Genomic DNA, 12914 nt, shown 5'->3' on the forward strand with positions numbered 1-12914 from the left:
TACGTATCGTTCGATGAGATCTACGCGCGTAGGGGCTAGAGTGCCGAAATGACGAGCGAGACCACCAACCTCCCGACCAGTGAACAGATTCGCCGCGCCCCCAAGGTGCTGCTCCACGACCACCTCGACGGCGGCCTGCGCCCCGGCACGGTCGTCGACCTGGCGCGCGAGACCGGTTACGCCGGGCTCCCCGAGACCGACCCGGAAAAGCTCGGGATCTGGTTCCGCGAGGCCGCCGACTCCGGCTCGCTGGAGCGCTATCTGGAGACCTTCGCGCACACCTGTGCCGTCATGCAGACCCGCCAGGCGCTGACCCGGGTGGCCGCCGAGTGCGCCGAGGACCTCGCCGCCGACGGTGTCGTCTACGCCGAGGTCAGGTACGCGCCGGAGCAGCACCTGGAAGCGGGCCTGACCCTTGAAGAGGTCGTCGAGGCCGTCAACGACGGCTTCCGCGAAGGCGAGCGGCGCGCGAAGGCCAACGGCCACCGCATCCGGGTCGGCGCGCTGCTGACCGCCATGCGGCACGCGGCCCGCGCGCTGGAGATCGCCGAACTCGCCAACCGCTACCGCGACTTCGGCGTCGTCGGCTTCGACATCGCGGGCGCCGAGGCCGGCTACCCGCCCACCCGTCACCTCGACGCCTTCGAGTACCTCAAGCGGGAGAACAACCACTTCACCATCCACGCCGGTGAGGCCTTCGGACTGCCGTCCATCTGGCAGGCGTTGCAGTGGTGCGGCGCCGACCGCCTCGGCCACGGCGTGCGGATCATCGACGACATCGAGGTCGACGACGACGGCTCGGTCAGGCTCGGCCGGCTCGCCTCGTACGTACGGGACAAGCGCATCCCGCTGGAGATGTGCCCGACCTCCAACCTCCAGACCGGTGCCGCGGACTCCTACGCGCAGCACCCGATCGGATTGCTGCGCAGGCTCCAGTTCCGTCTCACCGTCAACACCGACAACCGGTTGATGAGCGGTACGAACATGTCTCGGGAATTCGAGCACCTGGTCAAGACATTCCGGTACACGCTCGATGACATGCAGTGGTTTACAGTCAATGCGATGAAATCAGCTTTCATTCCTTTCGATGAACGTCTAGCGATGATCAATGACGTGATCAAGCCGGAATACGCGGCGCTGCGAGCCGAATGGCTCTTCCGGCACGCGGGCACCACGCCCGCCGTGAACAGTGGATATGACGCTGTGTAACGGCAGTTGAAGGTGCTATTCGAACGGCCGGTGGATTGTCCACCGGCCGTTTTTTCTTCGCTTCTCGCTGTTTGCGGCGCCGGTGGCCCCGTCAGTAGGTTCCTAGCCGGTCAAGCCCCCATCACGAGGACGTAAAAGCGATGAAGCAGGGAACCATCAAGAACCTCGGTGTCGCCGCGCTCGGTGCCGCCTTCGCCGTCACCGCCGCGGGCACCGCCGCCGCTGCCCCGGCTGCCCCGGCGCTCCCGGCTGCCGACGCGATCGACACCGCGGGTGTGCTGCACGGCCTCCCGGTCGAGCAGGCCGCCAAGGCGGTCTCCAAGTCCACGGACGCCAAGCCGGTCGGCGGCGTCATCAAGACCAAGGCCAAGCCCAACGCGAAGGGCAACCTGCTGGGCGGCCTGCCGGTCGGCAAGAACCTGCCCGCCGGCGCCGTCGCCAAGGGTCTCCCCCTGGGTGGCTGAGCACGCCGCACCGTCCGTCCCGTAGGGGACGTACGCCTGGCCGTGCCCCGGCCGTACGCCGTATCCGGTGTGCGTGCCGGGGCACGGCCTTCGGCGTGCCGGGGGCGGTCGAGGCCGGAGCGCCCGCGCCTGCTACCAGGCGGCGGCGCCGGTGGTGGTCTTTTCCGAGGGCAGGATTATCCACAGCGCCAGGTAGACGAGGAACTGCGGGCCGGGGAGCAGGCACGAGACCACGAAGATCGTGCGCATGGTGGTCGGGGTCGTACCGAAGCGACGGGCCAGGCCCGCGCACACTCCGGCGATCATTCGGTTGTCGCGGGGACGGACCAGTTCGGCGGCCATGATGACGGCTCCTTTGCTACGAGCTGAGGCGTTTGCCCCGATGTCTCAAAGGTAAGTCCGTGAGCCGGAGAGAACATCCGCCTGCGGGGCCAGTCCAACCCTGGGGATCGTCGGGGTCGCACCCCTGAGATCCTCGTTCCGGCGACGGAGCCGGGACCGGCACCCGGGGACGACGGCCAGGTGCGCCAGCGCCACCCCGGCCGTGTTCAGCAGCACCGTGTCGATGTCGGGCACCTGCCCGGGCACCCCGGTCTGCAGCAGCTCGATGGCCAGCGCGATCATGGCGCCGGCGAACACCGTGCGGGTCAGTGACACCAGCGGCGAAACGTTCAACCGGCCGGCCGACATCGGAAGCAGCACTCCGAGCGGAGCCAGCAGCAGCGCCGAACCGCCCAGATGCTGCAGCGCCTCCCACGGCCCGAGCGTCAGCTCGGCGTTGATCGACGCCAGCGGTTCGAGGTTCGGGGCCGGCACCCAGGGCACCGTGCGGGGACGCAGCATCAGCCAGCCGACGAGCACAAGATGCGCCACGAGGAGAAGAAGTCCGGTGGCGCGCAAACGGAGGGCGGCGGTGTCGCCGGGGCCATGACGTTGCACAAAGCCCAGGACGCCGGTAGCGGGGGCCGCGGTTCCGCCCTGTCGCGCCCGTTTTGGTGCCGCCGTCGCCGAGGGTCTCGGGGCTCGCCCGGAGGCGGTCCCACGTGCGGGCCTCACAGCCTGGTGGCCCCGGTGCCCGCTCCGGCCCCGGCCCTGCCCCGCCTCAGCCCTTACGGGTCAGCGGGCCGCCCCAGTTCGTGTTCTGGGCGATGTCCGGGTGGGTCAGCACCTCGTCGGAGCACTCGTAGCGGTGCGGTGTGTCGTCGCCGGGACCGCCCAGGAGCGCCGATGGGGCTCCCCCCGCCCCGTCCTGGGATGGGGGAGTACGGCCGAGCGCCGTGCTCTTGCCGTAGCTGCAGACCAGCTGGGCAAGCGCGAAGGACGGCAGATCGTCGGGACGGACGCTCAGCCGCAGCGCGTCCGCGGCATCGCCCGCCCGGGGCCCGGCGACTTCCACGTCCTCGGGCACCGCGCTGCTGAACCCCGCCCCCTCCTCTGCCGAAGAGGGCTGCTTCTGCAGCTCACGCAGCAGGGCGCGAGCGGCCTGCAGGCGCACGCCGTCCGCCGGCGCCTTGGGGCGGGACACGGTCCGCTCCACCGGGGTCAGCGCCGAGCTGCACACCAAATACACGGTGACCTGTACAGCATCGGGGGAAGTCGGCGTATCGCCCTCGGGAACCTTGCAGCTCACCCGCGAGGGCGCGCCCCCGGCGTCGACCGGCACGGACGTGCCGCGGACCCCGCAGCCCGCGGCGGCCAGCGCCAGGGCGGCCACCGCGGCAGTACGCCACCACGTCCGTACCGAGCCGGACCGCGGCTCACGCGGTTCCGGCCGCGGCGAACCGGGCTGTCTCATCGGTCGCCCTCCGTGCCGCCGTCGGCCGCACCCGACGCGCCGCCGGTCGCCCGGCCTTCGCCGGACGCGCCGCCGCGCCCCTTGGTGACGCCCCCGCCGTCCCGCCCGCCGCCGTCCGCCAGCCGGGAGGCGTCCATCGGCAGCCGCAGGGTGAAGACGGCGCCGCCCTCGGGCAGATTGGCGGCGGTGATCTCGCCGCCGTGGATGTGCGCGTTCTCCAGCGCGATCGACAGGCCGAGACCGCTGCCCTCCGACCGTGGCCGGGAGGCGCTCGCCTTGTAGAAGCGGTCGAAGACGTGCGGCAGGACCTCTTCCGGGATGCCGGGGCCGTGGTCCCGTACCCGGATCACCAGATCCCCCGCGCCGCCCCGGTGCGCGTCCGCCTCCGGGCCTGCCTCGTCCGGCTGCTCGCGTCCGCCGTCATCGGTGGGGGCCGGACGGCCGCCCTGCACCCCGCGCTCCGCGGCCGTGCCGTGGGCGCCCGGCGACTCCGCCCCGGCGTCCGGTCCGCGCCGGCCTGCCCCCGCGCCGTCCTCGCCGGCCGCCGGCTCGGTGTGCACCGACACCCGCACCGGCGAGCCGCCGTGCTTGAGGGCGTTGCCGATCAGGTTCGCCAGGATGACGTCGAGCCGCCGCGGGTCCAGACGGGCCACGATGCCGCGATCGGCGTCCAGGTCGACCGCGTCCAGCCAGGCCCGTGCGTCGATGCAGGCGGTCACCTGGTCCGCGACCTCGACGTCGTCCAGCACCAGCCGGGCCGTCCCCGCGTCGAAGCGGGTGACCTCCATCAGGTTCTCCACGAGGTCGTTGAGCCGCCGCGTCTCGCTCACGACCAGCTGCACGGCGGGCGCGATCATCGGGTCGAGGGAGTCGGCCTCCTCCTCCAGCACCTCGGAGACCGCCGTGATCGCCGTCAGCGGCGTCCGCAACTCGTGCGACATGTCGGCGACGAACCGGCGCGAGGACGCCTCCCGCGCGCTCAGCTCCTCCACCCGCTGTTCGAGCCGCTCCGCGGTGCGGTTGAACGTCCGCGACAGATCGGCGAGTTCGTCCGTGCCGGTCACCCGCAGCCGGGTGTCCAGCCGGCCCTCGCCCAGCTGCCGCGCCGCGTGCCCGAGCCGCTGCACCGGCCGCAGCACGGTCGTCGCGGCGGCCTGCGCCAGCAGCGCCGAGCCGACCAGCGCGAGCGCGGTGGCGATCCCCAGCGACCAGGCCAGCGAGTTGAGGTCCTGCCGCTCGGCGGCCAGCGACTTCATCATGTAGCCGGTCGGGCCACCGCCGATGACCTTCGCGCCGGCCACGAGATAGGGGACATCGCCGACCTCCCTGCGCTGCCAGTACAGGTGATGCGCGTAGCGGTTCGACTCGTCGACCTTCCGCACGTCGTTGACCGCGGTCCGCAGCGACTGGGGGACGTTCTTGAGCGTGAGGAGGTTCTTGTTGGTGGTGGCCGCGCAGTCCTTGCCCGCGCCGTCCACCCCGATCAGCAGTACCGCGTAGTTCTGCGGCCCGCCCGCCATCCGCCGCGCGGCGTCCTGGAGTTCGGCGCACCGGGGATGCAGCGGCAGCGACCGGGTGCTGTCCTCCAGTGCCTTGCGGAAGTCGTTCAGCACGGAGTTCTGGGTGCGGTCCAGGACGGTGTTGCGGTTGAGCCAGTAGGCGATGCCGGACGCGGAGACCGCGGCGGTCAGCGCCACCAGCGCGAAGACGACGACCAGCCGCAGCCGCAGACTCGTCCAGCGCAGCAGCCCGGACGCGCGCCGTATCCACCGAGGCAGCCGCACCGGGCGCCTGCCGGGCGCGGGCGCCGCGGAGTCCTCGGTGCCGTCGTGCGAGCCGCCGTCATCGGGGCGTGCGGTCACTGCGGGGAGTCCAGCCGGTACCCGACGCCGCGGACCGTACGGATCAGCGTCGGCGAGGACGGTACGTCCTCCACCTTCGCGCGCAGCCGCTGCACACAGGCGTCCACCAGCCGCGAGTCCCCGAGATAGTCGTGTTCCCACACCAGCCGCAGCAACTGCTGGCGGGACAGCGCCTGCCCGGGTCGGCGGCTCAGCTCCAGCAGCAAGCGCAGCTCGGTGGGCGTCAGTTGGAGATCCTCGCCGTTCTTGGTGACCGTCATCGCCGAGCGGTCGATCACCAGTGAGCCGAAGGTCGCCGAGTCGTTGGACTCGCGCTCCCCGCGGCGCAGCACGGCCCTGATCCGGGCGTCCAACACCCGCCCCTGGACCGGTTTGACGACATAGTCGTCGGCACCGGACTCCAGGCCCACCACGACGTCGATGTCGTCGTTACGCGCGGTGAGCAGGATGATGGGCAGTTGGTCCGTACGCCTGATCCGCCGGCACACCTCGAAGCCGTCGATGCCCGGCAGCATCACGTCCAGCACGATCAGGTCCGGGCGCTGCTCGCGCAGCAGCTTCAGGCCGTCCTCGCCCGTCGCCGCGGTCACCACACGGTGACCTTGGCGCGACAGCGAGAGTTCGAGGGCCGTGCGGATGGCGTCGTCGTCCTCGATCAGCAACAGGAAAGGCACGTTGGCCATTCTGGCCCATGGGACGCCACGAGATCGACCAGTGGCGCCCTCCCACACAAGGCCCGCACCCGTGGCGACCCCGCGCCGCACCCCCCTCACCCCTGTGACAGGGCTGTGACAGTCGACGGACAACGCGATGAAACTGGGTTGGCAGTCTTTGGGTCACCGGGAGAGATCACCACCCGGAGAGATACCGAACGACCGGCTCAACCGACGGGGGGCGCGACATGAACACACTGCACGGCACCACCACCAGCGCAGTAATCACGCGCCTCCACGACATCGGACGGGCCGGCACGGCCCAGTCCGGTGCGGTAGGGCGCGGGTGCGCTCGCGGCGTCGGCCGCCAGCGGCCGCCGTACATGGTGGCCGTCGACGCGACCGTAGGGGGACGCAACGGGGGCAACGGAGCCATCGGGGGAGACGGCTCCGGGAACACCGGGGGAGCGGCGTACAGGGAGGACACGGGGGAACGGCGTTCCACGTCGGAGACGGCGGAGGCCGAAGCGGCCTTCACCGCCTACGTCCAGGAGCGCCGCGCCTCCCTGTACGCCACCGCCTACCACTTGACCGGCGACCGCTACGAGGCCGAGGACCTGCTGCAGAGCGCGCTGTTCTCGACCTACCGGGCCTGGGACCGGATCAGTGACAAGGCGGCGCTCGGCGGCTACCTGCGGCGCACGATGACCAATCTGCACATCAGCGCGTGGCGCCGGCGCAAGCTCAACGAATACCCGACCGAGGAACTGCCCGAGACGGCCGGCGACGTGGACGCGATGCGCGGCACCGAGCTGCGCGCCGTCCTGTGGCAGGCGCTGGCCCGGCTGCCCGAGACGCAGCGCACCATGCTGGTGCTGCGCTACTACGAAGGCCGCACGGACCCGGAGATCGCGGAGATCCTCGACATCAGTGTCGGCACGGTGAAGTCGAGCATCTGGCGCTCCCTGCGCCGGCTGCGCGAGGACGAGGTCCTCAGCTTCGGCCGTGACGAGGAGGAGTCCTTCGGCGAGCTGGTGGCCTGAGGACCGGGGGAAATGCCCGAGGGGACGGGGATACGGGGGAACGGCCGAACCGGAGCGCTCCGGGGAGGCCGGCGTATCGGGGGATACGGGGGAAAGTAGGGGGGACGGGGGAAACGAGGCGGGTTCGGACGGCCGGGGGGTCTGTCCGAACCCGTTTTTCGTGCACGCCGATGCCTGCCTCACCCGTCACCCGTCACCCGTGGCACGGCGGCCCCGCGGATGATCCCGGACCGGCGCCTCGTCAGGAACGGACCGTGTCGCCGACCGCGTCCTGCGCCCGTACCGCGGATATCCGGGCCAGCGCCTCCGGCTTGGCGCACGGGTGCGCGCCCAGGGCGCTGTGCCGGGCGACGATGGTGCGTTCGTTGCGCAGCAGCCGCAGCCCGCGCCGCACCAGATACGGCGCCGACTTACGGCCCTCGCGCAGATCCCGGGCCAGCCGCCGCCGGAAGGTCGTGGTGGGGCGGCCGCGCAGGCACAGTGCGTCGGCGAGCAGCCCCGCCGAGCGGCAGCCCGCTATGACGTCGGCCGCGAAGATGCCCTCCGCGATGAACAGCGCCGCCCCTGTGAGGCCCATCTCGGCCTCGCCGACACGGGCGCTGACGGAGATGTCGTACACGGGGACGGTGGTACGTCCCGTGCGGCACAGCGCCTCGATGGCCGCGACCGCGGCCCCGGCGTCCCACGAGAGCGGGGAGTCCCAGTCGGCGCCGCCGCCGTCCGGCAGCTGCGGCAGCGTCGGATCCGTGGCCTCCTTGTAGAAGTCGTCGAGGTTCAGGACGGGCAGGCCGGTCAGGGCGGCCAGGGACGTCTTGCCGGAACCGGACGGGCCGGTCAGCAGGACGACGCGGGCGGCGGGCGGCCGGGCGGGGGAGTGGGAGCTCACGGGTAGCCATTGTCGTGCATTGGGCCGAGAGGGGTACCCCCCTGCGTCCGAGGTGGATCGACCCCCGCCCCCTCAACTACTCTACGCAGCCAAACGATTACCCAAATCGTTCTCCGCTCTCGCAGAAGGTCTCCTTCCGGTGGATGCCTTCCGACCCACAGGCAGGTGGCAGCACATGACCTCACACGCGCGTCCCAACCCCGGCCGCTTCCCGCGCGCCCTTCTGCGGGCGGGTCTGGTCGTCTCGGCGGCCGGCGCCGCGCTCGCGGCCGGCGGCGCGGCCGGCGCGCACGCCGCACCCACGCCGGCCGCCAACGACTCCGGTGGCAGGGCAACCGCCCTGGCCGGCGCCCTGCTGGACGCCGCGGGCGGCAGCGTCTCCGGCGTCAAGCACGTCCAGTTGGACCCGCTGGCGAACACCCCCGTCGACCCGCTCAACAACATCGTCGGCACCCAGATCGCCGACTTCAAGCCCGTGAGCACCGCCGCGGCGACCGGCCCCCTGTCGGAGGGCGCCACCGTGCAGGACCTGCCGGTGGTGGGGGCGGCGATGTCGGTGCTGCCGGGCTGAGCCGTACGGGCCGGGGCGCCGCTCCGGCCGGAGTGGTCAACGCGGACAGCGATGCGGGGCCCCGCCCAAGGAAGGCGAGGCCCCGCACAGTTGACCGGTCGGCGCCGGGGCGCGCCTGTGCTGTCCTACACGCCCATCGGGTGCCAGACCGTCTTGGTCTCCAGGAAGGCCAGCAGCCGGCCGGTGCCCGGGTCGGCGGTCCAGTCCGCCGGTGCCGGGCGCAGCACGCGCTTGAGGTTGTCGGCCGCGGCCGTCTCCAGGTCCTTCGCCAACGCGGCGTCGGCGCCGGTCAGATCGATGGCGTTGACGTCCTGGTGGGCGGCGAGCGGTGCCGCGATCTCCGCCGTGCGGCCCGAGAGGATGTTGACGACGCCGCCCGGCAGGTCGGAGGTGGCGAGCACCTCGGCCAGGGAGAGGGCGGGCAGCGGGGCGTCCTGCGCGGGCACCACAACGACCGTGTTGCCGGTGACGATGGCGGGGGCGATGACCGAGACCAGGCCGAGGAAGGACGAGTCCTGGGGGGCCAGCGTCGCCACGACACCGGTCGGTTCGGGGGAGGAGAGGTTGAAGTACGGGCCCGCGACCGGGTTGGCGGAGCCGGCGATCTGGGCGACCTTGTCGGACCAGCCCGCGTACCAGACCCAGCGGTCGATGGCCGCGTCCACCTGCGCCGCCGCCTTGGACTTCGACAGCCCCTCGGCGTCGGCGACCTCCGCGACGAACTGGTCGCGGCGGCCTTCCAGCATCTCGGCGACCCGGTAGAGGATCTGGCCGCGGTTGTAGGCGGTGGCGCCCGCCCAACCGCCGAACGCCTTGCGGGCGGCGACGACGGCGTCACGGGCGTCCTTGCGGGAGGACAGCGGCGCGTTCGCCAGCCACTTGCCCTTGGAGTCGGTCACCTCGTACACCCGCCCGCTCTCGGACCGGGGGAACTTGCCCCCGACGTACAGCTTGTAGGTCTTGAGCACGCTCAAACGATCAGGCTGCTTCATCGGTCGCCCTCCCCTTCTCGTTCGCCGCGCTCACTCGTTGGCCCGGTGGGCCCGGCGAGGTACGCCTCCAGGCCGTGCCGGCCGCCCTCGCGGCCGTAGCCCGACTCCTTGTAGCCGCCGAACGGCGAGGCCGGGTCGAACTTGTTGAACGTGTTGGACCAGACGATCCCGGCGCGGAGCTTGTTCGCCATCCACAGCATCCGGGAGCCCTTCTCCGTCCAGATGCCCGCCGAGAGGCCGTACGGGGTGTTGTTGGCCTTCTCCACCGCCTCCGCGGGGGTGCGGAAGGTGAGGACGGAGAGGACCGGGCCGAAGATCTCCTCGCGCGCGATGCGGTGCGCCTGGGTGACGCCGGTGAAGATCGTCGGCGCGAACCAGTAGCCGGCGGACGGCAGATCGCAGGCCGGGGCCCAGCGTTCGGCGCCCTCGGCCTCGCCCGCGTCGACCAGCGAGGTGATGCGGGCGAGCTGCTCGGCGGAGTTGATGGCGCCGATGTCGGTGTTCTTGTCGAGCGGGTCACCGACCCGGAGGGTCTGCATCCGGCGCTTGAGGGACTCCAGGAGTTCCTCCGCGACGGACTCCTGGACCAGCAGGCGCGAGCCGGCGCAGCAGACGTGGCCCTGGTTGAAGAAGATGCCGTTGACGATGCCCTCGACGGCCTGGTCGACGGGAGCGTCGTCGAAGACGATGTTCGCGGCCTTGCCGCCCAGTTCGAGCGTCACCTTCTTGTCCGTGCCGGCGACCGTGCGGGCGATGGCCTTGCCGACCTCGGTCGAGCCGGTGAAGGCGACCTTGTTGACGTCCGGGTGCGCGACCAGGGCGGCGCCCGTGGAGCCGTCGCCGGTGAGGATGTTGACGACGCCCTTGGGCAGACCGGCCTGGCGGCAGATGTCCGCGAAGAAGAGGGCGGAGAGCGGGGTCGTCTCGGCCGGCTTGAGGACGACGGTGTTGCCCGTCGCCAGCGCCGGGGCGATCTTCCACGCCAGCATCAGGAGCGGGAAGTTCCAGGGGATGACCTGGCCCGCGACGCCCAGGGGGCGGGGGTTGGCGCCGTAGCCGGCGTGGTCGAGCTTGTCGGCCCAGCCGGCGTAGTAGAAGAAGTGCGCGGCGACCAGCGGCAGGTCGGCGTCGCGGGACTCGCGGATCGGCTTGCCGTTGTCCAGCGACTCCAGGACGGCCAGCTCGCGCGAGCGCTCCTGGATGATCCGGGCGATCCGGAAGAGGTACTTGGCGCGCTCGGCGCCCGGCAGCGCGGACCACTTCTCGAAGGCCCTGCGGGCGGCCTGCACGGCGCGGTCGACGTCCTCCGCGCTCGCCTGGGCGACCTCGGAGAGGACTTCCTCGGACGAGGGGGAGACGGTCTTGAAGACCTTGCCGTCGGAGCCGGGTGCGAACTCGCCGTCGATGAACAGGCCGTAGGACGGCGCGATGTCGACGACCGAGCGGGACTCGGGGGCGGGTGCGTAGTCGAAGGTCATGGGTGCCTCAGTCCACCGTGACGTAGTCGGGGCCGGAGTAGCGGCCGGTGCTGAGCTTCTGGCGCTGCATCAGCAGATCGTTCAGGAGGCTGGAGGCGCCGAAGCGGAACCAGTCGCCGGTCAGCCAGCTCTCGCCGAGCGTCTCCTTGACCATCACCAGGTACTTGATCGCGTCCTTGGTCGTACGGATGCCGCCGGCCGGCTTCACGCCGACCTGCACGCCCGTCGCGGCGTGGAAGTCGCGGACCGCCTCCAGCATCAGGAGCGTGACGGGCGGGGTGGCGTTCACCGACACCTTGCCGGTCGAGGTCTTGATGAAGTCGGCGCCCGCGAGCATCGCGAGCCAGGAGACCCGGCGGACGTTGTCGTACGTCTGGAGTTCACCGGTCTCGAAGATGACCTTGAGGTGCGCGACCGTGCCGTCCGGCCGGGCGCACGCCTCCTTGACGGCCTTGATCTCGTCGAAGACCTCGCGGTAGCGCCCGGAGAGGAAAGCGCCCCGGTCGATCACCATGTCGATCTCGTCGGCGCCGGCCGCGACCGCGTCACGGGTGTCGGCGAGCTTGACGGGCAGCGCGGCCCGGCCGGCCGGGAAGGCGGTGGCGACGGACGCGACATGGATGCCGGAGTCGCCGAGCGCCTCCTTGGCCGTCGCGACCATGTCGGGGTAGACGCAGATCGCCGCGACCCGGGGAGCGGTGCGGTCGGTGGGGTCCGGGGAGATGCCCTTGGCGCACAGCGCCCGGACCTTGCCCGGGGTGTCCGCGCCTTCGAGGGTCGTCAGGTCGATCATCGAGATGGCGAGATCGATGGCGTACGCCTTCGCCGTCGTCTTGATCGAGCGGGTGCCGAGGGTGGCGGCGCGGGCCTGCAGGCCGACCGCGTCGACGCCTGGGAGGCCGTGCAGGAAGCGGCGCAGCGCACCGTCGTCGGCGGTCACGTCCGCCATCGACGCCAGACGTTCCGCGGCTTCCTTGCCGTATGCGGGAACAGTGATGGGCATGGTCACGAGAGGAGCATATCTACGCGCGTAGCGGCATGCCACCCCCCTGCGCTGCGATTTCGCCGACACGGCACGCGGGGCGTCCGTCCCGGGAGTGCGGAGCGCCTCGCTGCCCTCAAGATCCTCTGCGCTCGCCGGTTCCGGACCCCGACGGCGTCGCGGAGTTGACCGGACGCGGGGCGCGAGCTGTTGTCGTACCGCAATGTCCGCATCCTGGGACGTCAGGCAGAATCGGCACCATGACGAGCCCGGAACGGTCCTCCCCGCCGCAACAGCAGTTCGCCGAGCGCAGCTACCGCTCGCCCGCGGCCCTCGTCGGCGGTGTGCTGCTCCTGCTGCTCGGGCTATGGCTCGGCGGCGACGCGCTGCTGCGGGGCGACGCGCGGACCAAGCTGACGGCGCTGTTCACGCTGCTCCTCGGCGTGCCGCTGGTGGCGGCCTTCACCCTCCGGCCGCGGGTCAGGGCGAACGAGGACCGGCTGACGGTACGCAATCCGTTCCGCACGATCACGCTGCCCTGGGGCGCGGTGGAGAACCTGCGGGCGACGTTCTCCGCCGAGGTCTTCACCAGCGCCGGGAAGTACCAGCTCTGGGCCGTGCCGGTCTCGCTGCGGCAGCGCAAGAAGGTCAGCAAGCAGGCGGCGCGGGGCGCGGGCGCACCCCGGAGCCGCTTCGGGCTGGGCGGCGACGACGGCCCGGTCCCGCGCGCCATGGCCGACCAGACCCTCGACGAGCTGCGCGAGATCAAGGAGAGCGCCGCGCACCGCGAGAGCGCCACGGGCGAGCCGGTGGTGCGCTGGGCGTACGAGTTCATCGCGCCGTGCGTGGCGGGTGCGGTCGGACTGGCCGTCATGATCGGGCTCCAGTAGGCGGACCGCCCCTTCAAGGGCGCCGCGCGGCCCCGGTGGCTCATGGTGCAACCGGGGCCGGGTGTGTCTCGCGCCGGCGCGGCTACGGT

The 12914-nt window shown here is 71.6% G+C and carries 14 protein-coding genes; 5 read left to right on the plus strand and 9 right to left on the minus strand.

Annotated features, from left to right (window positions below):
- The first annotated feature begins 48 nt into the window (after positions 1-48).
- Both ACH4FH_RS10945 and ACH4FH_RS10950 read left to right on the plus strand, forming a co-directional pair.
- Complete coding sequence (locus ACH4FH_RS10945; RefSeq protein ID WP_398555458.1) at positions 49-1209, plus strand: adenosine deaminase; 1161 nt, start codon at positions 49-51, stop codon at positions 1207-1209.
- Positions 1210-1349: 140 nt separating this feature from the next.
- A complete protein-coding gene (locus ACH4FH_RS10950) occupies positions 1350-1673 on the plus strand; it encodes a hypothetical protein (protein WP_398555459.1) in 324 nt (107 codons plus the stop codon).
- A gap of 132 nt (positions 1674-1805) precedes the next feature.
- Here the strand turns inward: ACH4FH_RS10950 and ACH4FH_RS10955 are convergent, their stop codons facing one another.
- The 5 genes from ACH4FH_RS10955 to afsQ1 all read right to left on the minus strand — a co-directional run bounded on the left by ACH4FH_RS10955 (position 1806) and on the right by afsQ1 (position 6004).
- The gene (locus ACH4FH_RS10955) at positions 1806-2015 is read right to left on the minus strand and encodes a PspC domain-containing protein (protein ID WP_398555460.1); all 210 of its coding nucleotides are present in this window, start codon (positions 2013-2015) and stop codon (positions 1806-1808) included.
- Positions 2016-2060: 45 nt separating this feature from the next.
- Positions 2061-2612, minus strand: a complete 552-nt coding sequence (locus tag ACH4FH_RS10960) for a VanZ family protein (RefSeq protein ID WP_398555461.1) — start codon at positions 2610-2612, stop codon at positions 2061-2063.
- A 163-nt stretch (positions 2613-2775) separates the two neighbouring features.
- A complete protein-coding gene (locus ACH4FH_RS10965; RefSeq protein ID WP_398555462.1) occupies positions 2776-3468 on the minus strand; it encodes a hypothetical protein in 693 nt (230 codons plus the stop codon).
- Complete coding sequence (locus ACH4FH_RS10970) at positions 3465-5330, minus strand: ATP-binding protein (protein WP_398555463.1); 1866 nt, start codon at positions 5328-5330, stop codon at positions 3465-3467. Before ACH4FH_RS10970 ends, ACH4FH_RS10965 begins: the two co-directional genes overlap by 4 nt.
- The gene (gene afsQ1, locus ACH4FH_RS10975; protein WP_181924064.1) at positions 5327-6004 is read right to left on the minus strand and encodes a two-component system response regulator AfsQ1; all 678 of its coding nucleotides are present in this window, start codon (positions 6002-6004) and stop codon (positions 5327-5329) included. The genes ACH4FH_RS10970 and afsQ1 overlap by 4 nt, the downstream gene beginning before the upstream one ends.
- A gap of 227 nt (positions 6005-6231) precedes the next feature.
- On the opposite strand from afsQ1, the gene ACH4FH_RS10980 reads away from it, so the two are divergent.
- Positions 6232-7026 carry a SigE family RNA polymerase sigma factor gene (locus ACH4FH_RS10980; protein ID WP_398555464.1) on the plus strand — a complete coding sequence of 265 codons (795 nt, stop codon included), beginning with the start codon at positions 6232-6234 and terminating at the stop codon, positions 7024-7026.
- A 241-nt stretch (positions 7027-7267) separates the two neighbouring features.
- Here ACH4FH_RS10980 and ACH4FH_RS10985 read toward each other — a convergent pair whose 3' ends face one another.
- On the minus strand, positions 7268-7912 hold the full coding sequence (locus ACH4FH_RS10985; protein WP_398555465.1) for a uridine kinase: 645 nt from the start codon (positions 7910-7912) through the stop codon (positions 7268-7270).
- A 175-nt stretch (positions 7913-8087) separates the two neighbouring features.
- Between ACH4FH_RS10985 and ACH4FH_RS10990 the strand changes: the two genes are divergently transcribed.
- Positions 8088-8483, plus strand: coding sequence for a hypothetical protein (locus tag ACH4FH_RS10990; protein ID WP_398555466.1), 396 nt, complete (start codon positions 8088-8090; stop codon positions 8481-8483).
- A 125-nt stretch (positions 8484-8608) separates the two neighbouring features.
- On the opposite strand, the gene ACH4FH_RS10995 is transcribed toward ACH4FH_RS10990, so the two are convergent.
- The 3 genes from ACH4FH_RS10995 to deoC are packed head-to-tail and all read right to left on the minus strand — an operon-like array spanning position 8609 to position 11956.
- Complete coding sequence (locus tag ACH4FH_RS10995; protein ID WP_398555467.1) at positions 8609-9475, minus strand: aldehyde dehydrogenase family protein; 867 nt, start codon at positions 9473-9475, stop codon at positions 8609-8611.
- Positions 9472-10953, minus strand: coding sequence for an aldehyde dehydrogenase family protein (locus ACH4FH_RS11000; protein ID WP_398555468.1), 1482 nt, complete (start codon positions 10951-10953; stop codon positions 9472-9474). The genes ACH4FH_RS10995 and ACH4FH_RS11000 overlap by 4 nt, the downstream gene beginning before the upstream one ends.
- 7 nt (positions 10954-10960) lie before the next feature.
- Positions 10961-11956, minus strand: coding sequence for a deoxyribose-phosphate aldolase (deoC, locus tag ACH4FH_RS11005; protein ID WP_398555645.1), 996 nt, complete (start codon positions 11954-11956; stop codon positions 10961-10963).
- A gap of 239 nt (positions 11957-12195) precedes the next feature.
- Between deoC and ACH4FH_RS11010 the strand changes: the two genes are divergently transcribed.
- Positions 12196-12825, plus strand: coding sequence for a PH domain-containing protein (locus ACH4FH_RS11010; RefSeq protein WP_398555469.1), 630 nt, complete (start codon positions 12196-12198; stop codon positions 12823-12825).
- Positions 12826-12914 lie beyond the last annotated feature (89 nt).

This window comes from Streptomyces sp. NPDC017993, assembly GCF_044328065.1.
Taxonomy (GTDB): domain Bacteria; phylum Actinomycetota; class Actinomycetes; order Streptomycetales; family Streptomycetaceae; genus Streptomyces.